The following is a 23,409-nucleotide window of genomic DNA, read 5'->3' on the forward strand; positions in this document are numbered from 1 at the left end:
CAGGCGATGTTCGGCGAGAAGTTTCGGGATCGGCAAAAGCCGATGGTGCTCGTGCTGGGACTGGGTGAATCCGGTCTCGCGATGGCGCGCTGGTGCGCGCGGCACGGCTGTCGGCTGCGTGTGGCCGATACGCGCGAGGTGCCGCCGAACCTGTCTGCGCTGGAAGCACACAGCGTCGATGCCGATTTCGTCGGCGGCCCGTTCTCGCCAATGCTGCTCGACGGCGTCGAACTGGTGGCGATCAGCCCCGGTTTGTCGCCGCTCGCCGCCGATCTGCTGCCGCTGATCACCGCCGCGCGCGAGCAGGGCATTCCGGTCTGGGGCGAACTCGAACTGTTTTCGCAAGCGCTGAAGACGCTCGGTGAGAGCGGTTACGCGCCGAAGGTGATCGCGATCACGGGCACCAACGGCAAGACCACCACGACGAGCCTGACCGGTCTGCTGTGCGAACGCGCCGGCAAGAAGGTCGCGGTGGCGGGCAACATCAGCCCGGCACTGCTCGACAAGCTCAGCGAAGCGATCGACAACACCGCGCTGCCTGATGTGTGGGTGCTGGAACTGTCCAGCTTCCAACTCGAAACCGCACACACGTTCGAGCCGGACGCGGCGGCCGTGCTCAACATCACGCAGGATCATCTGGACTGGCACGGCGGCCTCGACGCCTACGCTGCCGCGAAGGGCCGCATCTTCGGTACACAGACCGTGCGCGTGCTGAACCGCGACGACTCACGCGTGATGGCGCTCGCGCCTTCTGGCGACAGTGAAGCGGACATGGTGACGTTCGGCGTTACCGAGCCGAAGAACGTCGGCGACTACGGTTTGCTGCGCGACAACGCCATGGTGTGGCTCGTCGAAGCGCACGACCGTGACGCGAGCGACGAACCGGTGCCCAAGCGCCGTCGCAAGAACGAAGTCGTGACGCCGCCGAACATTGCCTTGAAGCGCCTGATGCCCGCGGACGCGCTGCGCATCCGCGGTTTGCACAACGCCGCGAACGCGCTCGCAGCCTATGCGCTCACGCGCGCGATCGGCCTGCCGGGCGCACCGCTGCTGCACGGTCTGCGTGAATACCGTGGCGAGCCGCATCGCGTGGAATTGATCGCGTCGATCGAGGGCATCGATTACGTGGACGACAGCAAGGGCACCAATGTCGGTGCAACCGTGGCCGCACTCGACGGCCTGGCGCAGCGCGTCGTGCTGATCGCCGGCGGCGACGGCAAAGGCCAGGCTTTCGAACCGCTCGCCCCGCCGGTGATGCGCTGGTGCCGTGCCGTGATGCTGATCGGCCGGGACGCACCGCTGATTCGCGCCGCGCTGGACCACACCGGCATCGCGATGACGGATCACGCCACGCTCGAAGAAGCGACCCGCGCCGCGACCGCGTTGGCTCAACCGGGCGACGCCGTGCTGTTGTCGCCCGCTTGCGCGAGCTTCGACATGTTCAAGGGTTACGTGCATCGTGCCGAGGTGTTTCGCGGCACGGTAGAAGACATCGCGGCCGAACGGGGGACGATGATATGAGCTGGTCGGAACGTTTCGGTACGCGTCAGGCTGCGGCCGGCGACGCAGGTAGCGCCGGCGGTGCGGCTCGCGTCGGTGGCCGCACGGGCGGCAGTGGTCTTGCGAGCGCCGTCAACGGCGTGCGTCCGCTGCGCTCGCGCATGCTCGACTACGATCACTCGCTGCTGTGGGTGGTCGTCGCGCTGCTGGGCCTCGGTGTCGTGATGGTGTATTCAGCCTCGATCGCCATGCCGGATTCGCCGAAGTACGCGTCGTACCGCGACTACGCGTTCCTCGTGCGCCAGCTCATTTTCGTGATCATGGGCTCGGTAATCGGCGTCGTTGCGTTCCGCATTCCGATCGCGACGTGGGACAAGTACGCGCCGAAGCTGTTTCTGATCTCGCTCGCCGCGCTGGTGGTCGTGCTGATTCCGCACATCGGCAAGGGCGTGAACGGCGCGCGTCGCTGGATTCCGCTCGGCATCACGAACATGCAGCCGTCGGAAATCATGAAGCTCGCGGTGACGATCTACGCGGCCAACTACACGGTGCGCAAGCAGGAATACATGCACAGCTTCGCCAAAGGCTTTCTGCCGATGGCCGTCGCGGTGGGTCTCGTCGGCGCGTTACTGCTGCTGGAGCCGGACATGGGCGCGTTCATGGTGATCGCCGCGATCGCGATGGGCGTGCTGTTTCTGGGCGGCGTGAACGGCAAGCTGTTCGGCGGCCTCGTCGCCACGGCGGTGGGCACGTTCACGTTGCTGGTGTGGGCATCGCCGTGGCGTCGCGAGCGGATCTTCGCTTACCTCGATCCGTGGGACGACCGCTACGCGCAGGGCAAGGCCTATCAATTGACGCACTCGCTGATCGCCTTCGGCCGCGGCGAATGGTTCGGCGTGGGCCTCGGCGGCAGCGTCGAAAAGCTCAACTATCTGCCGGAAGCGCATACCGACTTCATCCTCGCGGTGATCGGAGAAGAACTCGGTTTTGTCGGCGTGCTGGTGGTGATCCTGATGTTCTACTGGATCGTGCGCCGCTCGTTCGAGATCGGCCGTCAGGCGCTCGCGCTCGACCGCACGTTCGCGGGTCTGGTCGCGAAGGGCATCGGCATCTGGTTCGGCGCGCAGACCTTCATCAACATGGGCGTGAACCTCGGCTTGCTGCCGACCAAAGGGCTGACCTTGCCGCTCGTCAGTTACGGCGGCTCGGGCATCTTGCTGAACTGCGTGGCGATCGCCGTGTTGATGCGCGTGGATTACGAAAATCGGGTGCTCATGCGCGGGGGCAAGGTATGACCGCTGTGCCACAACGCACGCTGATGGTGATGGCCGGTGGCACCGGGGGACATGTGTTCCCGGGCCTCGCGGTCGCTCATCTGATGCAGGCGTGGGGCTGGAAGGTGGTCTGGCTCGGCAATCCCGCAGGGATGGAAGCGACGCTGGTGCCCAAGCACGGCATCCCGATGGAATACGTGCGCTTTGGCGGACTGCGCGGCAAGGGTCTCAAGACCAAGCTGATGCTGCCGGTGAATCTGCTGCGCGCCTGCACGCAGAGTCTTTCGGTACTGCGTCGTGTGAAGCCGGACGTCGTGCTCGGCATGGGCGGCTACATCACGTTTCCCGCTGGCTTGATGACGGCGCTGAGCGGCCGTCCGCTGGTGCTGCATGAACAGAATTCGATTGCCGGTCTCGCCAACAAGGTGCTGGCGAAAGTCGCGAAGCGCGTGCTGGTGGCATTTCCGAATGCATTGCCGCACGGCGAATGGACGGGAAATCCCATTCGTGAGGAACTTGCGCACGCATTGGCACCCAAAGCACGCTACGCACAACGCAGCGGTCCGTTGAATGTGCTGGTGGTAGGTGGTAGCCTGGGTGCGGCGGCGTTGAACGAAGTGGTGCCGCGCGCGGTGGCCTTGCTCGCGCCGAGCGAGCGGCCGCGCATCGTGCATCAGGCGGGCGCAAAGCATATCGAAGCGCTGCGTGAGAACTACGCGGCAGCAGGTTTGCAAAGTGGTGCCGACGTCGAACTCGTGCCGTTCATCGACGACATGACGAGCGCCTACGCGAACGCGGATCTGGTGATCTGCCGCTCGGGTGCGATGACGGTGTCGGAGATTTCGGCAGTTGGGGTGGCGGCGTACTTCGTGCCGTTTCCCTATGCAGTAGACGATCATCAAACAACTAATGCAGCGTTCCTCGCCGAAAACGGCGCGGCGCTGGTCGTGCAGCAACGTGACCTGTCGGCGGAAAAACTCGCCGGCTGGTTGCGCAGCCAGACGCGAGCGACCCTCGCAGAGATGGCAGAGCGTTCGCGCTCGCTCGCGAAACCCGACGCCACGGAGCAGGTCGCGCAGATTTGCGCGACTGTGGCGGGTTCGATTTCGGGCGCGAGCCCAGAAGGAAAGCAATGAAACACATCGTCAAACATATTCACTTTGTCGGCATCGGCGGTGTCGGCATGAGCGGCATCGCGGAGGTGCTGGTCAACCTCGGCTATCAGGTGAGCGGCTCGGATCTGTCGAGCAACGCAGTCACCGATCGTCTGGCCAACCTCGGCGCGCGGGTCTCGATCGGTCACGCGGCGGAGAACATCGAAGGCGCGAACGCCGTGGTCGTCTCGACGGCAGTGCGTAGCGACAACCCGGAAGTGCTGGCCGCGCGTCAGCGCCGCATTCCGATCGTGCCGCGCGCGGTGATGCTCGCGGAACTGATGCGCCTGAAGCAGGGCATCGCGATTGCCGGCACGCATGGCAAGACCACCACCACCTCGCTGGTGGCGAGCGTGCTGGCCGCGGGTGGGCTCGATCCGACTTTCGTGATCGGCGGCCGCTTGATCAGCGCGGGCGCGAATGCGCGTCTGGGCACGGGCGACTTCATCGTCGCGGAAGCGGACGAGTCGGACGCGTCGTTCCTGAATCTGTTCCCGGTAATCGAAGTCATTACGAACATCGACGCCGATCACATGGACACCTACGGCCACGACTTCGCGCGGCTCAAGCAGGCGTTCATCGAGTTCACGCATCGCCTGCCGTTCTACGGCATCGCGGTGCTGTGCGTCGACGATCCGAACGTGAAGGAGATCCTGCCGTTCGTCTCGAAGCCGATCATCCGCTACGGTCTGGCGCCCGATGCGCAGGTGCGCGCGGTCAACGTCCAGGCGCGCGACGGCAAGATGCATTTCACGGCGATGCGTGAAGACGCGGCACCGCTCGACATCGTTTTGAACCTGCCGGGTGAACACAATGTGCAGAACGCGTTGGCCGCAATCGCAATTGCGACTGAACTTGAGGTGAAAGATGCCGATATCCAGCGAGCACTCGCGGATTTCAACGGCGTAGGCCGACGCTTCCAGCGCTACGGCGAAGTGCCGGTCGTGACCGAAGGTCAGGCGGCCGGCGCCTACACGCTGGTCGACGACTACGGCCACCATCCGGTCGAGATGGCGGCGACGGTGGCGGCGGCACGCGGTGCGTTCCCCGGCCGTCGTCTGGTGCTGGCATTCCAGCCGCACCGCTTCACGCGCACGCGCGATTGCTTCGAAGATTTTGTGAAAGTGCTGTCGACTGTCGACGCGCTCGTCCTGACCGAAGTCTATTCGGCCGGTGAAGCGCCGATCGTCGCCGCGGACGGCCGTGCCCTGGCGCGCGCGCTGCGCGTGGCGGGCAAGGTCGAGCCGGTGTTTGTCGATACGGTGGATGAAGTGCCGGACGCGCTCGCAGCAGTGGTGCGCGACGGCGACGTGGTGATCACGATGGGCGCAGGTTCGATCGGCGGCGTGCCGGTTCGCCTCGCCCAGGAAATGAAGGTGTGACTGAGATGAGCAGTATCGATCCGAAACAATTCGGCAAAGTGGCAGTCCTGCTCGGCGGTGTGTCCGCTGAGCGGGAAGTGTCGCTGACCTCCGGCCGCCTCGTGCTGCAAGGGCTGCGCGACGCCGGTATCGACGCGCATCCGTTCGACCCGTCCGAGCGTCCGCTTGCCGAGCTGAAAGAGCAGGGCTTCGAGCGCGCGTTCATCGCGCTGCACGGCGGCTACGGTGAGAACGGCCAGATTCAGGGCGCGCTCGACTTTTACGGCATCAAGTACAACGGCAGCGGCGTGCTCGGCTCGGCGCTCGGTCTGGACAAATTCCGCACCAAGCTCGTGTGGCAGCAACTCGGGATTCCGACGCCGCCGTTCGAAACCGTGCTGCGCGGCGACGACTACGAAGCGCGCGCGAAAGACATCGTCGCGAAGCTCTGCTTGCCGCTCTTCGTGAAACCGGCGAGCGAAGGTTCGAGCGTTGCCGTGATCAAGGTCAAGAGCGCCGACGCATTGCCGGCAGCGCTGATCGAAGCGGTCAAGTACGACAGGATCGTGGTGGTCGAGAAGAGCATCGAAGGCGGCGGCGAGTACACCGCGTGCATCGCCGGCAATCTCGATCTGCCGGTGATCCGTATCGTGCCGGCCGGCGAGTTCTACGACTATCACGCGAAGTACATCGCCAACGACACGCAGTACCTGATCCCGTGCGGTCTCGCAGCGGAAGAAGAAGCGCGTCTGAAGGTGTTGGCGCGCCGTGCGTTCGACGTGCTCGGCTGCACCGACTGGGGCCGTGCCGATTTCATGATGGACGCCGAGGGCAACCCGTATTTCCTGGAAGTGAACACCGCGCCTGGCATGACCGATCACTCGCTGCCGCCGAAAGCGGCGCGTGCGGTGGGCATCAGCTATCAGGATCTGGTTGTCAGCGTGTTGGCGCTGACGTTGAAGGACTAACCGGGGCGACCCGAAAGCAACACCATGTGGAACAACGTTCGCCAGCTCAATTTCGCCGCCAACGCATTGCATGCGTTGCTGGTGCTCGTGCTGCTGGCGGCAGGCGGTTACTGGATGATCCAGCGTCCGAATTTCACGCTGCGCGAAATTCAGATCGACGGCGATACGGAGCACATCAATTCGCCGACGGTGCGCGCCGGCGTAGTGGGACGCTTGAAGGGCAACTTTTTCACGGTGGATCTCGACGTGGCGCGTACGGCCTTCGAGCAGATGCCGTGGGTGCGTCACGCAAGCGTGCGGCGGGTCTGGCCGAATGCGCTGGCTGTCACGCTGGAGGAGTACAAACCGCTGGGAACGTGGGGCAGCGATCAGCTGGTGAGCGTGGACGGCGATCTGTTCACTGCGAACCAGGGTGAGCTCGAAGAGGATCTGCCGGCGTTCGACGGACCGGACGGCACGGCAAAGGAAGTCGTCGCGCGGTATCACGACTTCCAGAAATGGTTTGCGCCGTTGGGCGCGACGCCTGAAGAGGTGACACTGTCGGCGCGCTACGCGTGGACGGTGAAGCTGTCGAACGGCACGCAGGTGGAACTTGGACGCGAACGCAATCAGGACACGCTTCTGGACCGGAGCAAGCGTCTGACGGCGGCGTGGAACGCGGTGACGCAACGGTGGGGAAAGGATATCGAGTATGCGGACTTGCGCTATCCGAACGGTTTCGCGATTCGTGCCGCTGGCATGCGCTTCATCAGCGAACCCGACAAAGGCAAGAAGTAAACGGACATCACACGCAATGAGCACGCTATGAGTAAAGACTATAAAGATCTGCTGGTCGCCCTCGACATTGGGACGTCGAAGGTGGTGGCCATCGTCGCCGAGTTGAAGGGCGAGGGTCACTACGAGGTGATCGGCCTCGGCCAGAGCGAATCGAAGGGGCTCAAGAAAGGCGTGGTGGTGAATATCGAAGCCACCGTGCAGTCCATTCAGCGCGCGCTCGAAGAAGCCGAGCTGATGGCCGATTGCAAGATCACCAATGTTTTCACCGGGATCGCCGGCAGCCATATCCGCAGCTTCAATTCGAGCGGCATGGTGGCGATCAAGGAGAAGGAAGTCACGCAGGCCGATGTGGCGCGCGTGATCGAGACGGCCAAGGCGATCAACATCCCGACCGATCAGCAGGTGCTGCATATCCTGACGCAGGAATTCATCATCGACGGTCAGGAAGATGTGCGCGAGCCGATCGGCATGAGCGGTATTCGCCTCGAAGTGAAGGTGCATATCGTCACCGGCGCGGTGAGCGCGGCGCAGAACATCGTCAAGTGCGTGCGCCGTTGCGGGCTCGAAGTGAACGATCTGATTCTGCAGCCGCTGGCGTCGTCGCTCGCGGTGCTGACGGAAGACGAAAAAGAACTCGGCGTGGTGCTGGTCGATATCGGCGGCGGCACGACGGACATCGCGATTTTCAGCGAAGGCGCGATCCGTCATACGGCGGTGATTCCGATTGCCGGCGATCAGATCACGAGCGACATCGCGATGGCGCTGCGCACGCCGACGCCGGACGCGGAAGACATCAAGGTGGATTACGGCATCGCCAAACAGGCTTTGGCCGATCCGGACGAAATGATCGAAGTGCCGGGTCTCGGCGAGCGCGGCCCGCGCACGCTGTCGCGCCAGGCGCTGGCGGCGGTGGTCGAGCCGCGTGTCGAAGAACTGTTTTCGCTCGTGCAGCAGGTGGTGCGCGAGTCGGGTTACGAGGAACTGCTGAGCTCCGGCGTGGTGCTGACCGGCGGCGCGTCGATGATGCTCGGTATGGTCGAGCTCGGTGAGGACATTTTCCTGAAGCCGGTGCGCATTGGCGTGCCGGAATACGCGGGCGGTCTCGCCGATGTGGTGCGCAATCCGCGCTACTCGACCGCGATGGGCTTGCTCGTCGAAGGACGCTCGCAACGCATGCGCGGCCGCAAGGTCGCGGTGCAGTCGGGCTCGATGGGACAAGTGTTCACGCGCATGAAGGACTGGTTCCTCGGTAACTTTTAACGCATTCGCTTTAAAGCAAATTCGCGCTGGTGCCGGCGGCTGGCGCGCGACAGGGGGTTGCCCGATCTCCTGCCGAATAACGGCCGAGTGGCTGTAACTTTTTATCTTGACGGAGGCATCATGGATTTCCAAATGCTGGAAACCGAAACGAACGGCACCATCATCAAGGTGGTCGGAGTAGGTGGCGCTGGTGGTAATGCTGTGCAGCACATGATCAACAAGGGCGTGCAAGGCGTCGACTTCATCGTGATGAACACGGACGCGCAGGCTCTGTCGCGTTCGCGCGCCACCGCGGTGATCCAGTTGGGCAACACGGGTTTGGGCGCCGGCGCCAAGCCGGAAATGGGCCGCGCCGCTGCGGAAGAAGCCCGTGAGCGCATCGCCGACGCACTGCGCGGCGCGCACATGGTCTTCATCACGGCCGGTATGGGCGGCGGCACGGGTACGGGCGCAGCGCCCGTGGTCGCGCAGATCGCCAAGGAAATGGGTATCTTGACCGTTGGTGTAGTCAGCAAGCCGTTCGAGTTCGAAGGCGGCAAGCGCATGCGTGTGGCAGAAGCTGGTTCGCAGCAACTGGAGGATCACGTCGACTCGCTGATCGTCGTTCTGAACGACAAGCTGTTCGAGGTGATGGGCGATGACGCCGAGATGGACAAGTGCTTCCAGTGCGCAGACGACGTTCTGAACAACGCAGTTGCCGGCATCGCGGAAATCATCAACGTCGACGGTCTGGTGAACGTCGACTTCGAAGACGTGAAGACGGTGATGGGCGAGCAGGGCAAGGCGATGATGGGCACGGCGACGGTTGCCGGCGTCGATCGCGCACGTCTGGCGGCCGAGCAGGCTGTGGCCAGCCCGCTGCTGGAAGGGGTGGATCTGTCGGGCGCGCGTGGCGTGCTGGTCAACATCACGTCGAGCCGTTCGCTGCGTCTGTCGGAAACGCGCGAAGTGATGAACACCATCAAGAGCTATGCAGCAGAAGACGCAACGGTGATCTTCGGCGCGGTGTACGACGATGCAATGGGCGACGCCCTGCGCGTGACGGTCGTGGCAACGGGTCTGGGCCGTGCGGCGAAGAAGCAGCAATCGGCACCGATGACGCTGCTGCGCACCGGCACCGACAACCAGCCGATCAGCTCGATGGGTCACGCAGCGTACGCACCGTCGGTGTCGCACGCGAGCACGGCCGATTACGGCGCGCTGGATACGCCGGCTGTGTGGCGCACGTCGCGCGACACGGCGGCTTCGCATGTGCAGGCGCTGCAGGAAAAGGGCGTCGACACGTACGACATTCCGGCGTTCCTGCGCAAGCAGGCGGACTGAGCGCGCAAGCAGGCTTTCGTTGCCGCGCTTCTCAGGAAGCGTTGGCGGACGAATGCACGAGCGTGGCGGGTGAACGGCGAACAGGTCGCGTATCGTCAGATTCGCGGCACGGAAAACTGCCCTCTTCGGATGCGCGAAGCGGATTGGGCGACTGTCGCCGGGCGGCGGAGCCTCTGAGAGGTTATGCGCCGAATTTCACTGCGACACGACGACGTGCGAGCGTGCTTCGCATCGATGCAAAGGACTGAGCATGATTCAAGCTGGTGACAAGCTGCCCGACGCAACGCTCTTCGAGTTGATCGAAGACGAGCGGGCGGGCTGCACGATCGGGCCTAACAGCTTCGACGTGCGCGAGCAGACGGCGGGTAAGCGCGTGGTGATCTTCGGATTGCCGGGTGCGTTCACGCCGACCTGTTCGGCCAAACACGTACCGGGTTACATCGGGCACGCCGAGCAGTTGCGGGCGGCGGGCGTCGACGAAATCTGGTGTGTGTCCGTCAACGACGCGTTCGTAATGGGCGCGTGGGGACGCGATCAGCACGCCTCGGGCAAGGTGCGCATGATGGCGGACGGTAGTGCGGCTTTCACGCGAGCGCTCGGTCTCGAGCAGGATTTGTCGGCGCGCGGCATGGGAATCCGTTCCCAGCGCTACGCGATGGTGGTCGACGACGGCGTGGTCAAGACGTTGAACGTCGAGGCTGCCGGCAAATTCGAAGTCAGCGATGCTGGGAGTATTCTCGCTACGTTGAGCTAGTTATGCGGGCGTTCAGACCTTCGCCCCGGCACCGCGTTGTGCATGGGCAACGATCGCAAGACGCTTTTGTGACAGGCCGTTACGCGGGCCGATGACCGGAAACGCCTCCGTTCCGGGGCATCGGCCCGTCACGCTTTCCTCGCGGGCGCCCATTGGGTAATGCAGCGAAACAGATTGATACCTTCCCTGCGACGACGCTCCATAGGGTATTGGAGTATAATTCGTGCTATGGAATAAAAAGTCCCGATTGGGATTTTCAATCGAATAGAAGATCACCATGTTGAAGCAGCGCACTATCAAACAGATCGTCAAGACAGTCGGCATCGGCCTGCACTCGGGCCGCAAAGTCGAACTGACGCTCCGCCCGGCGGCGCCGGATACGGGCATTGTGTTTTCGCGCGTGGATTTGGCCACGCCGGTGGACATTCCTGCGTCGGCGATGGCGATTGGCGATACGCGGCTGGCTTCGGTGTTGCAGAAAGACGGCGCGCGCGTCTCGACCATCGAGCATCTGATGTCCGCTTGCGCCGGTCTTGGCATCGACAATCTTTACGTCGACGTCACCGCTGAAGAAATTCCGATCATGGACGGCAGCGCCGGCTCATTCGTGTTTCTGATTCAATCGGCGGGTATCGAAGAGCAGAACGCGGCGAAGAAATTCATCAAGGTCACCAAGCCGGTTGAAATTCGCGATGGCGACAAATTCGCGCGTCTCGACCCGTATTTCGGTTTCAAGCTCAAATTTACGATCGACTTCCGCCATCCGGCTGTGGATAAGACCGGCCAGGCGCTGGAAGTGGATTTCGCCAATACGTCGTACGTGCGGGAAATTGCCCGTGCGCGCACGTTCGGCTTCGCGCATGAAGTGGAAATGATGCGTGAGTTGGGTCTGGCACGCGGCGGCAGCATGGACAACGCGATCGTGCTGGACGAATACCGCATCCTGAACAACGACGGCCTGCGTTACGACGACGAGTTCGTGAAGCACAAGATGCTCGACGCGATCGGCGATCTGTATGTGATTGGTCATCCGTTGCTGGCTTCGTACGACGCGTACAAGTCGGGTCACGGACTGAACAACCAGTTGTTGCGCGAGTTGCTGGCGCACGAAGATTCGTACGAAATCGTCACCTTCGACGACACGCAGAAGGCTCCGCGCGGCTTCGCGTATGAGACGCAGACGGCTTTTGCCTGAGCGGTTCTGTGTGGATCGTCCCAAGCGGACGGATGGAAAAAACGGCCCAGATGGGCCGTTTTTTTATGCTCAGCGATTTCTCCGATGCCGGGCCGCCATTTTCGCCAAGGCTTCCTGCAACGGCGACGGCGCGAGCGATTCGCTCAGTGCATGCAGCGCGTCGGCGCCGACTGGCGTCATACGCGCCTGTTTGACCGACGGCGGCTCTTTGATAGCCTGCGGACGCACACGAATCCTGAGCGCATTGACCGGCCAGCCGCGCTGCTGCAAATCCGATAGCAGACGCGGCTCCAGATGCCGCAAGCGCGCCGCGAGCGCATTGTGCCCAGCAAACAGGGCCAGCACGCCCTCCTTGATGAAGCCCGGCTCGACGCTCGTCGCCAGATAATCGGGGAGCAGTGCGCGCAAATCCTTTTCCAGCGCCGCAATCTGCTCGACGCCCGCGCGCAGGGCCGCGTACGCGTCGGTGCGATTGAGCACCTCGGCGACGGGCTGCGGGCGGCGCGCTTTGAACTGCTGGGGCGGCGGCCTTGAAAAGGAAGGAAAGCGGCTCATTTTCTATGGTGACGGTGTGGTCGCGCCCTATGCGCGTTCACGCCGCGATTGTACCGCGCGGGATGCACGCGAGCCCGCCTCGATGCGTCATGTCGGAGGTCGCTGCGGCGGGCGTTGAACGCCTCGCCGTCGTCGAAGAGCCGACACAGGCGCGGCCGGGGGCGCGTGCTAAAATGCCCGATTCGAATTCACTCTTGGACTAAGCCGCCGAGGCCCTTCCGACCCCGGAGCGCACGTGCACGACCTGCACGCCGCGACCCAGCCGAAGCCGCGACGCAGACACCGATCCGATGACCACCGGTTTTCTACAGAAGATTTTTGGCAGCCGCAACCAGCGTCTAGTCAAGCAATATCAAAAGACCGTCACGGCGATCAATGCGCTCGAACCGCAGATCGAGCAATTGACGGACGACCAACTGCGCGCCAAAACGGGTGAATTCCGCCAGCGCGTCGCGAGCGGCGAATCGCTCGACAAGATCCTGCCAGAAGCGTTTGCGGTGTGCCGCGAGGCCAGCAAGCGGGTGCTGAAAATGCGCCACTTCGACGTGCAGTTGATCGGCGGCATGGTTCTGCACTACGGCAAGATCGGCGAAATGCGCACCGGCGAGGGCAAGACGCTCGTCGCGACGTTGCCCGTCTACCTGAACGCGTTGTCGGGCCGCGGCGTGCACGTCGTCACGGTCAACGATTACCTCGCTCAGCGCGACGCCGAATGGATGGCGCGTCTGTACAACTTCCTCGGTCTGTCGGTCGGCATCAACCTGTCGCAGATGGATCACGAAGCCAAGCAGGAAGCGTACGCGGCGGACATCACGTACGGCACGAACAACGAATTCGGCTTCGACTACCTGCGCGACAACATGGTCTACGAGACCGACGCGCGCGTGCAGCGAGCCCTGAATTTCGCGGTGGTCGACGAGGTCGACTCGATCCTGATCGACGAAGCCCGTACGCCGTTGATCATCTCCGGCCAGGCCGAAGATCACACCGAACTCTACGTGCGCATGAACGCGCTGCCGCCGCTGCTCGAACGCCAGATCGGCGAAGAGAAAGCGGACGGCACCGGCGTCGAAAAGCCGGGCGACTACACGCTCGACGAGAAAGGCCGCCAGGTGTTCCTGACGGAATCGGGCCACGAAAAGGCCGAGCGTCTGCTCGCCGAGTGGGGCCTGATCGGCGAGGGCGAAAGCCTGTACGCGCCGCAGAACATCACGCTGATGCACCACGTGTACGCCGCCCTGCGCGCGCACACGCTGTTCTTCAAGGACCAGCACTACGTGGTCCAGAACAACGAAGTCGTGATCGTCGACGAATTCACCGGCCGTCTGATGTCGGGCCGCCGTTGGTCCGATGGTCTGCACCAGGCGGTCGAGGCGAAGGAACACGTCAAGATCCAGAGCGAGAATCAGACGCTCGCGTCGATCACGTTCCAGAACTACTTCCGCATGTACGCAAAGCTGTCCGGCATGACCGGTACGGCAGACACGGAAGCGTACGAATTCAACGAAATCTATGGTCTCGAAACGGTCGTGATCCCGACCAACCGTCCGCCCAAGCGGATCGACAAGCAGGATCAGATCTACAAAACGGCCAAGGAACGCTACGACGCGGTGATCCGCGACATCCGCGATTGCTACGAGCGCGGGCAGCCGGTGCTGGTCGGTACGACGTCGATCGAAAACTCCGAATTGCTGTCGCATCTGCTGAAGCAGGCCGGTTTGCCGCACGAAGTGCTGAACGCCAAGCAACATGCGCGTGAAGCCGAGATCGTCGCCGAAGCGGGCCGTCCGAAGCGCGTCACGATCGCCACCAACATGGCCGGTCGCGGTACCGACATCGTGCTCGGCGGCAACGCTGAAAAGCAGGCGTCGTTCCTCGAACTGGACGAGACGCTGGCCGACGCAGAGAAGCAAAGCCGTATCCAGAAGCTGCACGACGAATGGCAAACGCTGCACGATCAGGTGAAGGCCGCGGGCGGTCTGCACATCATCGGCACCGAGCGTCATGAATCGCGCCGGATCGACAATCAGTTGCGCGGCCGTGCGGGCCGTCAGGGTGATCCGGGTTCGTCGCGTTTCTATCTGTCGCTGGAAGATCCGCTGCTGCGCATTTTCGCGGGCGATCGCGTGCGCGCGATCATGGACCGTCTGAAGATGCCGGAAGGCGAAGCGATCGAAGCAGGCATCGTCTCACGTTCGATCGAGTCGGCGCAGCGCAAGGTTGAAGCGCGCAACTTCGACGTTCGCAAGCAATTGCTCGAATACGACGATGTGTCGAACGATCAGCGCAAGGTGATCTATCAGCAGCGCAACGAATTGCTCGAAGCGAACGACATCACCGAAACGATCGGCGCGATGCGTCAGGGCGTGATCAGCGACATCGTTCATCAGTTTGTCCCGGCCGGCAGTATTGAAGAGCAGTGGGACGTGCCCGAGCTGGAAGAAGTTTTGCGCAACGAATGGCAGCTCGACCTCGCGATCCAGGAAATGATCAACGAATCGAACTCGATCAGCGCGGACGAAATCCTCGAAGCCGTCGAAGCCGCCGGAGACGAAGCCTACGAAGCGAAGGTCGAACTGGTTGGCCGCGAGTCGTTCAGCGCGTTCGAGCGTTCTATCATGCTGCAAACGCTGGATCGCAGCTGGCGCGAACATCTGGCCGCACTCGATCACCTGCGTCAGGGCATCCATCTGCGCGGCTATGCGCAGAAGAATCCGAAGCAGGAATACAAGCGTGAAGCGTTCGAACTGTTTGCCGCGATGCTCGAGGCGGTGAAGCTCGAAGTCACGCGCGTCGTGATGAACGTGCAGATTCAGTCGCCGGAGCAGTTGGAGCAGGCGGCCGAACAAATGGAAGAGCAGGGCGGCCATCTGGAAAACGTCGAGTTCCGTCACGCTGAATTTGCCGAAGCTGCAGCGGCCGCGCCGGTGGCAGCCGAGGCGGCAACGGCCGCCATGATCGGCGACGCGATGAGCCACGCCTCTTCGTCGCAAGCGGCGGCGCTGGGCGGCGACGCGGACAACGTGCCGAAGGTCGGCCGCAACGACCCGTGCCCGTGCGGTAGCGGCAAGAAGTACAAGCAGTGTCACGGAAAGATCGTATAAAGCCTAAGGCGGCGCGCTTCCAGGCGCGCCGCGCTGTTTCAGGCGGTGCTTTACCGTCCCGCCTGGTGGCGCGCTCACTGCCAGCGCGTCGGTTGTAGCGCTCTTTGTAGATTTCGCGGTGGTCCGGCAACCTGCCCGTGCCATCAGTTTGCTATCCCGATGCCGGCGTCTGCCGGCATTTTCTTCGACAGGTCGCGACCATGGCTGTCAATTTCCCCTCGATCGATCCCGCTCAACTCCACCCCATCGCCGGCGTCACGCTGGGCTGGGCGGAGGCGAATATCCGCAAGCCGAACCGCAAGGACGTACTCGTTATTTCCGTGGGCGAAAGCGCCACGGTCGGCGGCGTGTTCACGCAGAACCGTTTTTGCGCGGCGCCCGTGACGGTGTGCCGGGAGAATCTGGAACGTGTGCGTGCAGGCGGCAGGCCGATTCGCGCGCTGGTGATCAACACCGGCAACGCCAATGCGGGCACGGGTGAGCCGGGCCTCGTGGCGGCGCGCGAAACCTGCGCCGAGCTGGCGCGTCTGGCGGACATCGCGCCGGAACAGGTGTTGCCGTTCTCGACGGGCGTGATTCTGGAGCCGCTGCCCGTCGATCGTCTGAAGGCCGGTCTGCCGGCTGCGCTGGCCAATCGCAAGGAAGCCAACTGGTTCGACGCCGCGCAGGCGATCATGACCACGGACACGCTGCCGAAGGCCGCTTCGCGCCAGGTCACGATCGACGGCCACACGGTCACGCTCACCGGCATCAGCAAGGGCGCCGGCATGATCAAGCCGAACATGGCGACCATGCTGGGCTTCCTCGCGTTCGACGCCGCCGTCGCCCAGCCGGTGCTCGACGCGCTGGTCAAGCACGTGGCGGACCGCTCGTTCAACTGCATCACGATCGATGGCGATACCTCGACCAACGATTCGTTCATCCTGATCGCGTCGGGCAGATCGAGCCTGCCGGCGATCACCTCCACCGACTCGCCCGCTTATGCAGCGTTGCGCGACGCGGTGACCGACGTCGCCCAGAGCCTCGCACAACTGATCGTGCGCGACGGCGAAGGCGCGACCAAATTCATGACCGTGCAAGTGGAAGGCGGCTCGAGCGTCGGCGAATGCCGCCAGATCGCGTATGCGATCGGCCATTCGCCGCTCGTGAAGACGGCTTTCTATGCATCGGACCCGAATCTCGGCCGCATCCTGGCGGCCATCGGTTATGCCGGCGTGGACGATCTCGACGTCAGCAAAATCGATCTGTATCTGGACGACGTGCTGGTCGCGACGGGCGGCGGCCGCAATCCGGCCTACCGTGAAGAAGACGGCCAGCGCGTCATGAAAAAGAGCGAGATCGGCATTCGCGTCGTCCTCGGACGCGGCGCTGCGCAAGCCACGATCTGGACTTGCGATCTGTCGCACGACTACGTGAGCATCAACGCCGACTATCGTTCGTAACCGGGTTCATTACGCGGCCTCGTGGCCGCTAAATTCACAGCTATGGACAAACTCGAACAGTTTTTAACCCGCGCCGAAGCCGTACTCGGCCGCCTGGAAGCCATGCTTCCGCCCGCCGCACCTGAAATCGACTGGTCGGCGGCGGTCGCGTTCCGCTGGCGCAAGCGCCAAGGGCGCGGCTATCTGCAGCCGGTGCCGGCCATTTCGGATATCACGCTCGACGACCTGCAAAACATCGAGCGTCAGAAAGGCTTGATCGAACAGAACACGCGCCAATTCGTGCACAAGCAGCCGGCCAACAACGTGCTGCTGACGGGCGCACGCGGCACCGGCAAGTCGTCGCTGATCAAGGCCTGCCTGAACGCCTACTCGAAAGACGGCCTGCGTCTGATCGAAGTCGACAAGGACGATCTGCACGATCTCGGCGATATCGTCGACCTGATCGCGCAGCGCCCGGAGCGCTTCGTGGTGTTCTGCGACGACCTCTCGTTCGAAGACGGCGAGTCGGGCTACAAGGCGCTGAAAGTGGCGCTCGACGGCTCGATCGCTGCGCAGTCGGACAACGTGCTGATTTACGCGACGTCGAACCGCCGTCATTTGTTGCCGGAGTACATGAGCGACAACGAGACGTACAAGCACACGTCGGATGGCGAGATTCACCCCGGCGAACTGGTCGAAGAGAAGATCTCGCTGTCGGAGCGTTTCGGGTTGTGGGTCAGCTTCTATCCGTTCAAGCAGGACGACTACCTGTCGATCATCGGCCACTGGCTGCGGCATTTCGGCTGCGACGACGCCGAAGTCGAAGCGGCGCGCGGCGATGCACTCGTGTGGGCACTCGAACGCGGTTCGCGCTCGGGTCGGGTGGCGTGGCAGTTCGCACGCGACTGGTCGGGCCGGAAGGCGCCGGCATGAGCGGCGCGCAGACCGATTCGGAAAACGGCGCGCAGACCAACGCTGCCGGGCGCAAGGTGACGGAAGTCGCCGTCGGCGTGCTGGTCCAGCCGGATGGGCGCTATCTGCTGGCGCAGCGTCCGGCCGGCAAGCCGTACGAGGGTTACTGGGAATTTCCGGGTGGCAAGCTGGAGCCGGGCGAATCGGTCGAGGCCGCGCTTGCTCGCGAACTGCATGAAGAGCTGGGTATCGAGGTGCAGGCGAGCCATCTGTGGCATACGCTCGAACACGATTATCCGCATGCCTATGTGCGGCTTTTTTTCTGCAAGGTCACGCAGTGGTCGGGTGAGCCGCACGGCCGCGAAGGTCAGGCTTTCGTCTGGCAGACGCTGCCCGCCGACGTCGAGCCATTGCTGCCCGCGACCTTACCCGTGCTGGAATGGCTCGCGGCGGAAAAGAACTGATCAGGAAAGGCCTGCGGGAATGGGCTTGGCGCCAGCGGCGCCAGCCCGCGCAGTTTTAGGGACACGAGCCGCGTTCAGTGCGGGTCGTAGTCGCCGCCGGGCGTCTCGTCGGGCGGCGCTTCCTGTTCACTACCACCAATCTTGTACTTCTCAGCGGCCCAAGCGCCGAGATCGATCTGCTTGCAGCGATCGGAACAGAAGGGACGGAAGCGGTTTTCAGGGGTCCAGCGGACATCCTTGCCGCAAGTGGGGCATTTGACGACGGTAGGCATACGGTCAGGCAGTCAATCGCAAACGGGAACAAGTTACGAATATAGGGGCAACTGTCGCCGCTTTAAAGGCGCGGCCCCCAATCCTGATTTACCAGCCGAACGTTACAGGCTGCACAGCGTGAGCTGGAACGGCACATCGACATCGACCGCACGGGGACGCAAATCGCCGTCCTGCACGGTGAATCGCACCCAGAGCATGTACTTGTTGGCGCTGGCTTCGGGAATCATGCGCAATTCCGGTGCCACGCGAACCTGCATCAACTGATACGAGCGGCCCGACAGCATTTGCTGATAGCTGCCTTGCATGGCCATGACTTTCGACGCCTGACCGGACTCGCGTGCGAGCCGCAGAACGATCGTGGCCGCGTCGCGCAGCGGCAGTAGCGGCGTCACCCATTTGGCGATGTCCTGACGGCGCTGATCGGGATGGATTTGCTGCCACGCGTAGTAGGACGGCAAATCGAACTTGCAGGTGCCGCCTGGGATGATGGCGCGGCTGCGAATGCTCGCCAGCCACTCATTGTCCGCAAGATGCTGGCCAGTTTTGCCCTGCATTTGCGAAAGACCCGCCAAAGTCTGTTCGATTTCGCCAAGCACGGCTTCGAGCGCATTCTGTTCGATACCCGGATTGCCGCGAAACGGTGCCAGCGTTTGCCGCTGACGCTCGAGTTCCTTCATCAGATCCGACTTCAGATCCGCGCGACCCGCAACTTCGGAAATTTCGAACAACGTGGTCAGTGCGACGTGATGTTCCCTGGCATCTTCCTGAGTCAGAAAGAACGTGAAGCGCTCGAACAGGTCTTCGAGGCGCAATAGCGTCCGGATTCGCTCGTTGAAGGGATACTCGTAAAGGATCAAGCGGGCTCGCCTCGGGCGTGGTCGGTGACGGGAATGCAGAACATTCTAATGCCGTGAGACTACCCTAGCAATCACGCACTTTTTCGGCGTGATTTTGCAACTTTTTTAGGTGACGGACCGCGAACCTACGAGCCCGCAAGCGACAGGTACGTGCGGTGCTGTCGCTCGACCTGTGTCGTCAGTGTGTCGAGCGGCGCGCCGTCGTTGTCGATGACGTCGTCGGCAGCGGCGAGACGCGCTTCACGGGTGGCCTGCCGCGCAATGATCGCCAACACCTGTTCGCGTGTGAAGCCGTTGCGGCTCATGACGCGCGAGATTTGCGTCTCGACGCTGCAATCGACCGTCAGCACGCGGTTCACACGGGTCTTCCAACTGCCGGATTCGACCAGCAGCGGCACCACCACGATCATGTAGGGACCCTGCGCCTCGCGTTGCTCGCGCTCGGTCTCCGCGCGGATCAGCGGATGCGTGATGCCTTCGAGACGCTTGCGGGCGGTGTCGTCGCTGAATACCAGCGAACGCATGCGCGCGCGGTCGAGCGAGCCGTCGGCGGCAACGAATGCAGCGCCGAACTCGGCCGCGATCTGCGGCATCGCAATGCCTTGCGGCGCGGTAATACGGTGCGCGATCAGATCGGTGTCGACCAGCGGCACGCCGTGCGCCGCGAATAGATCGGCGACGGTCGATTTGCCGCTGCCAATGCCACCGGTCAGCCCAACAGCAAACATGTTTCAGCCTCCCAGAGCCAGATAAAGCGGTGTGCCGAGGAACAGCGTGAGCGCACCGCCTGCCGCAAGAAACGGTCCAAAAGGCAGCGGCTCTTCGAAGCGCATGCGGCCGCGCCAGGTGGCCAGCAGACCGATCACCGCGCCTGCTACGGCGGCAATCAGCACGATCTGCGGCAGCGCGGCCCAGCCGAGCCAGGCACCGAGCGCTGCCAGTAATTTGAAGTCGCCGTAACCCATGCCTTCGATACCACGAACCAGGCGGAATGCCCAATGCACGACCCACAGCACCAGATAACCGAAGATAGCGCCAAGCACGGCGTCGTGCAGGCTCGCAAACATGCCATTGAAGTTGACGATGAGGCCTGCCCACAGCAGTGGCAGCGTCATCGAGTCGGGCAATAGCTGGGTATCGATATCGATTGCGCTCATGGCGAGCAACGCGGCGCACAGGCCGAACGCGGCCAGCGCCGCCAAGGTTGGCCCGAAGACGATCAGGGTGCCCGCGGCGCAGGCCGCGCTTGCGATTTCGAGCAACGGGTAGCGCAAGCTCACGGGGGCCTTGCATGCCGAGCAACGTCCGCGCAGCAGGACGTAACTCAACACCGGCAGATTCTCCCAGGCGCTCAGCACGTGGCCGCAATGAGGACAGGCGCTGCGTGGCGCCCACAAGTTGTAGCGCGCCGGCAAGCCGTCTTCTTCCTGCGGTTGGTCGGTGGCGTCGCGGACTTCCTCGCGCCATGCCCGTTCGAGCATGATCGGCAAGCGATGTACGACCACGTTCAGAAAGCTGCCGATGACCAGGCCGAACACGATGGCGAAGGCGATCTGCAAAGCGGCCGGCAAGCTGCCGAACGCGTAACCGAAATCGCTCGCAAAGTGGCCGGGCATCACGCGCAAGGGCAGGCCCGAAAGCAGGCTGGAAGAAGTTTCTGGCACGAGTGGAAGAGTCGCCGGCATAGATAATTGATGGATTCGGCTGCGATGCTACACCACGTTGCCGAGTTGAATAATGGGGAGATACATGGCGATCACGAGACCGCCGACCAACGCGCCCAGCACGATGATGACGAGCGGTTCGCACAGACTCGAAAGCGTGCCGATTTTCTCGTCCACCTGACGGTCGGCCAGCGCGGCCACGTCGATCAGCATAGCGTCGAGTGCTCCGGACTCCTCGGCAACCGCGACCGGCTGCACGACCTCCGGCGGAAAGCAGCGCGCTGCGCGCATGGCGGCGGCGAGCCGTTCACCGCGCCGAAGCCGCGCGGCGATCTCAAGCGTGGCGCGGTCGAAGAAGGCATTGCCGGTAGCGTGGGTCAGCGAGTCGAACGCATCCGCCAACGGCGTGCCTGCGGATAGCAACGTACCGAGCGCGCGACTCCAGCGGGCCGCACACAGCGTGGTCAGCAATGGACCGGCGACGGGGATTGTCAGCGAAAAGCGCGCGAAACGCAGGCGCGCTGCTTCGGAACGCCGCAGTAGAAACGTCACAGAGAAACTCGTGGCGCAGATCATGACGAGCGCGGGGATGCTCCAGCGCGCCGCGCCTGCCGATAAAGCCAGCACGAACTGCGTCGGCGCGGGCAAGCTGGCGCCGAAGCCATCGAAGATCTGCTTGAAGGTCGGCACGACCCACACCAGCAGAGCCGCCGTAATCGCCAACGCCAGCAACAGGATGACGACGGGATAGGTGAGCGCGGCGCGTACCTTGGCGCGTTGCGCGGCGGATCGTTCGCGGTCGTCGGCGATGCGCGCGAGGATCGCCGGCAGTGCGCCGGCTGCTTCGCCGACTTCGACGAGTTGGCAATACAGCGCGTTGAATTGCGCGGCGTGCCGCTGCAATGCCGCAGAGAAACGCAGCCCGCTGGCGATGTCGCGGGCCAGCGCAGCGACGATTCGCGGCATGCCTTGACGGCGTGAGCTCGGCGCCTGCGCCAGCAAATCGAGCGCGGGCGCGAGCGGCAGGCCTGCCCGCAACAGGCTGGTGAGCTGGCGGGTGAACAGGGTGACGTCCGTGGCACTTGCTTTGGGGCGTGGTGCCGGCCCATGCGCGTGGAGTTCGACGATAAATACCTTGTCGCGTTTGAGCATGGCGCGAGCGGTGCCCGCGTCCGACGCGAGCAGCGCGCCGTTTTTATGCTGCCCGTTTGCGTCCACGCCGCGCCATTTGAAACGCATGTCGGCGGGCGCTGCGACGGATGCCGTGCGTGGTGCGGTGCTCATGCGACCTCGGTGGCGGCCAGTGCTTCGGCGAGGCTGGTGGTGCCGTCGTACACCCGTTCGAGCGCCGCATCGCGCAACGTGCTGACGCCTTCCGACTGCGCGAGCCTTGCAAGCTCGTGCGCGCCTGCGCTGCCCACGATCAGTTCGCGCATGGCGTCGGACACCGGCATTACCTGATGAACGCCGACACGTCCCCGGTAGCCGATGCCATGGCAAGCCGGGCAGCCAGCCGCGGCATAAGGTTGCCAGCCGTCGTCGATTCGGTGCCCGGCGAAGCCGGCCGCGCGGAGCGCCGCCGCCGAATGCGGCGCTGGCGTGCGACAGGCAACGCACAGGCGCCGCACGAGTCGCTGCGCGGTCACGAGACGCAGCGCCGCGGCAAGGTTGTACGGCTCGACGCCGATGTCGATGAGCCGCGCGATCGCAGCAGGCGCGTCGTTGGTATGCAAAGTCGACAGAACGAGGTGGCCGGTTTGCGCCGCTTTCACGGCGACGTCGGCGGTTTCCTCATCGCGGATTTCGCCGACCATGATGACGTCGGGGTCCTGGCGCAGGAACGCGCGCAACGCTACGGCGAAAGTCAGCCCGGCCTTGTCGCGCACGCTGACCTGATTGATGCCGGCCAGTTGAATCTCCGCCGGGTCTTCGACTGAGCACAGATTGCGTGCGTTGTCGTTGAGCAGACTCAGGAAGCAGTAGAGCGATAGTGTCTTGCCACTGCCCGTCGGTCCGGTGACGAGCACGAGGCCGTGCGGCGCGTGAATCGTCGCGTCGACAGTTTCGCGCTGGTGGGCGTCGAGGCCCAGCGAGTCGAGCGAAAGATCGGTGGGCAGCGCGTCGAGTCGCCGCAAGACGAGCTTCTCACCGAATAGCGTGGGCAGCGAGTTGACCCGATAGTCTTCGATCCGACCGGGCGATGTGGCCAGTCGCAGACGGCCGTCCTGCGGCACCCGCCGCTCGGCGATATCCATGCGCGCGAGCACCTTCACGCGTGTGATGAACGCGTCGCGCAGATGCGCGGGCGGCGTCGGAATCTCATGCAATACACCGTCGATGCGCAAGCGTATCCGCCAGCCATGTTCGGCCGGCTCGATATGGAGATCGGACGCGTTGCGGCGGGTGGCCTCCTGCAACGTGTCGGTCAGAAGACGCACGGCAGGCGCGTTCTCGGGATCAGCGAGGTTGACGCTCGCGACGGGACGCGGCGGCGCAGCCGCAGCTTGAAAGGAAGCGTGCATGGAAAACCGGCGCAAGGCCGCCTGTAGAACTGGACGGCCCATCTTCCGCCGCGACGCGTCTGAGTGCCATT

The 23,409-nt window shown here is 63.5% G+C and carries 21 protein-coding genes; 14 read left to right on the forward strand and 7 right to left on the reverse strand.

Annotation, left to right across the window (positions count from 1 at the left end):
* The first annotated feature begins 6 nt into the window (after positions 1–6).
* The 10 genes from murD to lpxC all read left to right on the forward strand — a co-directional run bounded on the left by murD (position 7) and on the right by lpxC (position 11,566).
* Positions 7–1,521, forward strand: a complete 1,515-nt coding sequence (murD, locus tag FQ705_RS05805) for a UDP-N-acetylmuramoyl-L-alanine--D-glutamate ligase (RefSeq protein ID WP_144138458.1) — start codon at positions 7–9, stop codon at positions 1,519–1,521.
* Entirely contained in the window at positions 1,518–2,795 is a 1,278-nt protein-coding gene (gene ftsW / locus FQ705_RS05810; RefSeq protein WP_144138459.1) for a putative lipid II flippase FtsW, read from the forward strand. Before murD ends, ftsW begins: the two co-directional genes overlap by 4 nt.
* A complete protein-coding gene (gene murG, locus FQ705_RS05815) occupies positions 2,792–3,910 on the forward strand; it encodes an undecaprenyldiphospho-muramoylpentapeptide beta-N-acetylglucosaminyltransferase (protein WP_144138460.1) in 1,119 nt (372 codons plus the stop codon). The genes ftsW and murG overlap by 4 nt, the downstream gene beginning before the upstream one ends.
* Positions 3,907–5,310: a UDP-N-acetylmuramate--L-alanine ligase gene (gene murC, locus FQ705_RS05820; RefSeq protein WP_144138461.1), complete on the forward strand. Its 1,404-nt coding sequence runs from the start codon at positions 3,907–3,909 to the stop codon at positions 5,308–5,310. Before murG ends, murC begins: the two co-directional genes overlap by 4 nt.
* Before the next feature lie 5 nt (positions 5,311–5,315).
* Positions 5,316–6,257 (forward strand): D-alanine--D-alanine ligase, encoded by a 942-nt coding sequence (locus FQ705_RS05825; protein ID WP_144138462.1) that lies wholly within the window; start codon positions 5,316–5,318, stop codon positions 6,255–6,257.
* Between the two features lie 24 nt (positions 6,258–6,281).
* Positions 6,282–7,034: a cell division protein FtsQ/DivIB gene (locus tag FQ705_RS05830; protein WP_144138463.1), complete on the forward strand. Its 753-nt coding sequence runs from the start codon at positions 6,282–6,284 to the stop codon at positions 7,032–7,034.
* 27 nt (positions 7,035–7,061) lie between these two features.
* A complete protein-coding gene (gene ftsA, locus FQ705_RS05835) occupies positions 7,062–8,294 on the forward strand; it encodes a cell division protein FtsA (RefSeq protein ID WP_012434417.1) in 1,233 nt (410 codons plus the stop codon).
* 120 nt (positions 8,295–8,414) lie between these two features.
* On the forward strand, positions 8,415–9,617 hold the full coding sequence (gene ftsZ / locus FQ705_RS05840; RefSeq protein ID WP_144138464.1) for a cell division protein FtsZ: 1,203 nt from the start codon (positions 8,415–8,417) through the stop codon (positions 9,615–9,617).
* Positions 9,618–9,867: 250 nt separating this feature from the next.
* Positions 9,868–10,371, forward strand: a complete 504-nt coding sequence (locus FQ705_RS05845; protein ID WP_144138465.1) for a peroxiredoxin — start codon at positions 9,868–9,870, stop codon at positions 10,369–10,371.
* A gap of 277 nt (positions 10,372–10,648) precedes the next feature.
* The gene (gene lpxC / locus FQ705_RS05850; RefSeq protein ID WP_144138466.1) at positions 10,649–11,566 is read left to right on the forward strand and encodes a UDP-3-O-acyl-N-acetylglucosamine deacetylase; all 918 of its coding nucleotides are present in this window, start codon (positions 10,649–10,651) and stop codon (positions 11,564–11,566) included.
* Between the two features lie 69 nt (positions 11,567–11,635).
* Here the strand turns inward: lpxC and FQ705_RS05855 are convergent, their stop codons facing one another.
* Positions 11,636–12,121, reverse strand: coding sequence for a DciA family protein (locus FQ705_RS05855; RefSeq protein ID WP_144138467.1), 486 nt, complete (start codon positions 12,119–12,121; stop codon positions 11,636–11,638).
* Between the two features lie 290 nt (positions 12,122–12,411).
* Between FQ705_RS05855 and secA the strand changes: the two genes are divergently transcribed.
* The 4 genes from secA to mutT all read left to right on the forward strand — a co-directional run bounded on the left by secA (position 12,412) and on the right by mutT (position 18,022).
* Positions 12,412–15,225 carry a preprotein translocase subunit SecA gene (gene secA / locus FQ705_RS05860; RefSeq protein WP_144138468.1) on the forward strand — a complete coding sequence of 938 codons (2,814 nt, stop codon included), beginning with the start codon at positions 12,412–12,414 and terminating at the stop codon, positions 15,223–15,225.
* A gap of 200 nt (positions 15,226–15,425) precedes the next feature.
* Entirely contained in the window at positions 15,426–16,667 is a 1,242-nt protein-coding gene (gene argJ / locus FQ705_RS05865) for a bifunctional glutamate N-acetyltransferase/amino-acid acetyltransferase ArgJ (protein WP_144138469.1), read from the forward strand.
* A gap of 42 nt (positions 16,668–16,709) precedes the next feature.
* Positions 16,710–17,579 carry an ATP-binding protein gene (locus FQ705_RS05870; protein WP_144138470.1) on the forward strand — a complete coding sequence of 290 codons (870 nt, stop codon included), beginning with the start codon at positions 16,710–16,712 and terminating at the stop codon, positions 17,577–17,579.
* On the forward strand, positions 17,576–18,022 hold the full coding sequence (gene mutT / locus FQ705_RS05875; protein WP_144138471.1) for an 8-oxo-dGTP diphosphatase MutT: 447 nt from the start codon (positions 17,576–17,578) through the stop codon (positions 18,020–18,022). The genes FQ705_RS05870 and mutT overlap by 4 nt, the downstream gene beginning before the upstream one ends.
* Before the next feature lie 74 nt (positions 18,023–18,096).
* Here mutT and yacG read toward each other — a convergent pair whose 3' ends face one another.
* The 6 genes from yacG to FQ705_RS05905 form a co-directional block, all read right to left on the reverse strand.
* A complete protein-coding gene (gene yacG, locus FQ705_RS05880; protein WP_144138472.1) occupies positions 18,097–18,294 on the reverse strand; it encodes a DNA gyrase inhibitor YacG in 198 nt (65 codons plus the stop codon).
* 102 nt (positions 18,295–18,396) lie between these two features.
* Positions 18,397–19,152 carry a cell division protein ZapD gene (zapD, locus tag FQ705_RS05885; protein WP_144138473.1) on the reverse strand — a complete coding sequence of 252 codons (756 nt, stop codon included), beginning with the start codon at positions 19,150–19,152 and terminating at the stop codon, positions 18,397–18,399.
* Positions 19,153–19,277: 125 nt separating this feature from the next.
* A complete protein-coding gene (coaE, locus tag FQ705_RS05890) occupies positions 19,278–19,880 on the reverse strand; it encodes a dephospho-CoA kinase (RefSeq protein WP_144138474.1) in 603 nt (200 codons plus the stop codon).
* 3 nt (positions 19,881–19,883) lie between these two features.
* The gene (locus FQ705_RS05895; protein WP_144138475.1) at positions 19,884–20,837 is read right to left on the reverse strand and encodes a prepilin peptidase; all 954 of its coding nucleotides are present in this window, start codon (positions 20,835–20,837) and stop codon (positions 19,884–19,886) included.
* 27 nt (positions 20,838–20,864) lie between these two features.
* Positions 20,865–22,100, reverse strand: coding sequence for a type II secretion system F family protein (locus FQ705_RS05900; protein WP_144138476.1), 1,236 nt, complete (start codon positions 22,098–22,100; stop codon positions 20,865–20,867).
* Entirely contained in the window at positions 22,097–23,338 is a 1,242-nt protein-coding gene (locus tag FQ705_RS05905; protein WP_144138477.1) for a GspE/PulE family protein, read from the reverse strand. The genes FQ705_RS05900 and FQ705_RS05905 overlap by 4 nt, the downstream gene beginning before the upstream one ends.
* Positions 23,339–23,409 lie beyond the last annotated feature (71 nt).

This window comes from Paraburkholderia sp. BCC1884 (assembly GCF_900996225.1).
Taxonomy (GTDB): Bacteria; Pseudomonadota; Gammaproteobacteria; order Burkholderiales; family Burkholderiaceae; genus Paraburkholderia.

Excerpts from the sequence above, each read along its gene's own strand:
- murD (WP_144138458.1), top strand. The coding sequence starts at position 7 with ATGTTCGGCGAGAAGTTTCGGGATCGGCAAAAGCCGATGGTGCTCGTG.
- ftsW (WP_144138459.1), top strand. The coding sequence starts at position 1,518 with ATGAGCTGGTCGGAACGTTTCGGTACGCGTCAGGCTGCGGCCGGCGAC.
- murG (WP_144138460.1), top strand. The coding sequence starts at position 2,792 with ATGACCGCTGTGCCACAACGCACGCTGATGGTGATGGCCGGTGGCACC.
- murC (WP_144138461.1), top strand. The coding sequence starts at position 3,907 with ATGAAACACATCGTCAAACATATTCACTTTGTCGGCATCGGCGGTGTC.
- FQ705_RS05825 (WP_144138462.1), top strand. The coding sequence starts at position 5,316 with ATGAGCAGTATCGATCCGAAACAATTCGGCAAAGTGGCAGTCCTGCTC.
- FQ705_RS05830 (WP_144138463.1), top strand. The coding sequence starts at position 6,282 with ATGTGGAACAACGTTCGCCAGCTCAATTTCGCCGCCAACGCATTGCAT.
- ftsA (WP_012434417.1), top strand. The coding sequence starts at position 7,062 with ATGAGTAAAGACTATAAAGATCTGCTGGTCGCCCTCGACATTGGGACG.
- ftsZ (WP_144138464.1), top strand. The coding sequence starts at position 8,415 with ATGGATTTCCAAATGCTGGAAACCGAAACGAACGGCACCATCATCAAG.
- FQ705_RS05845 (WP_144138465.1), top strand. The coding sequence starts at position 9,868 with ATGATTCAAGCTGGTGACAAGCTGCCCGACGCAACGCTCTTCGAGTTG.
- lpxC (WP_144138466.1), top strand. The coding sequence starts at position 10,649 with ATGTTGAAGCAGCGCACTATCAAACAGATCGTCAAGACAGTCGGCATC.
- FQ705_RS05855 (WP_144138467.1), bottom strand. The coding sequence starts at position 12,121 with ATGAGCCGCTTTCCTTCCTTTTCAAGGCCGCCGCCCCAGCAGTTCAAA.
- secA (WP_144138468.1), top strand. The coding sequence starts at position 12,412 with ATGACCACCGGTTTTCTACAGAAGATTTTTGGCAGCCGCAACCAGCGT.
- argJ (WP_144138469.1), top strand. The coding sequence starts at position 15,426 with ATGGCTGTCAATTTCCCCTCGATCGATCCCGCTCAACTCCACCCCATC.
- FQ705_RS05870 (WP_144138470.1), top strand. The coding sequence starts at position 16,710 with ATGGACAAACTCGAACAGTTTTTAACCCGCGCCGAAGCCGTACTCGGC.
- mutT (WP_144138471.1), top strand. The coding sequence starts at position 17,576 with ATGAGCGGCGCGCAGACCGATTCGGAAAACGGCGCGCAGACCAACGCT.
- yacG (WP_144138472.1), bottom strand. The coding sequence starts at position 18,294 with ATGCCTACCGTCGTCAAATGCCCCACTTGCGGCAAGGATGTCCGCTGG.
- coaE (WP_144138474.1), bottom strand. The coding sequence starts at position 19,880 with ATGTTTGCTGTTGGGCTGACCGGTGGCATTGGCAGCGGCAAATCGACC.
- FQ705_RS05895 (WP_144138475.1), bottom strand. The coding sequence starts at position 20,837 with ATGCCGGCGACTCTTCCACTCGTGCCAGAAACTTCTTCCAGCCTGCTT.
- FQ705_RS05900 (WP_144138476.1), bottom strand. The coding sequence starts at position 22,100 with ATGAGCACCGCACCACGCACGGCATCCGTCGCAGCGCCCGCCGACATG.
- FQ705_RS05905 (WP_144138477.1), bottom strand. The coding sequence starts at position 23,338 with ATGCACGCTTCCTTTCAAGCTGCGGCTGCGCCGCCGCGTCCCGTCGCG.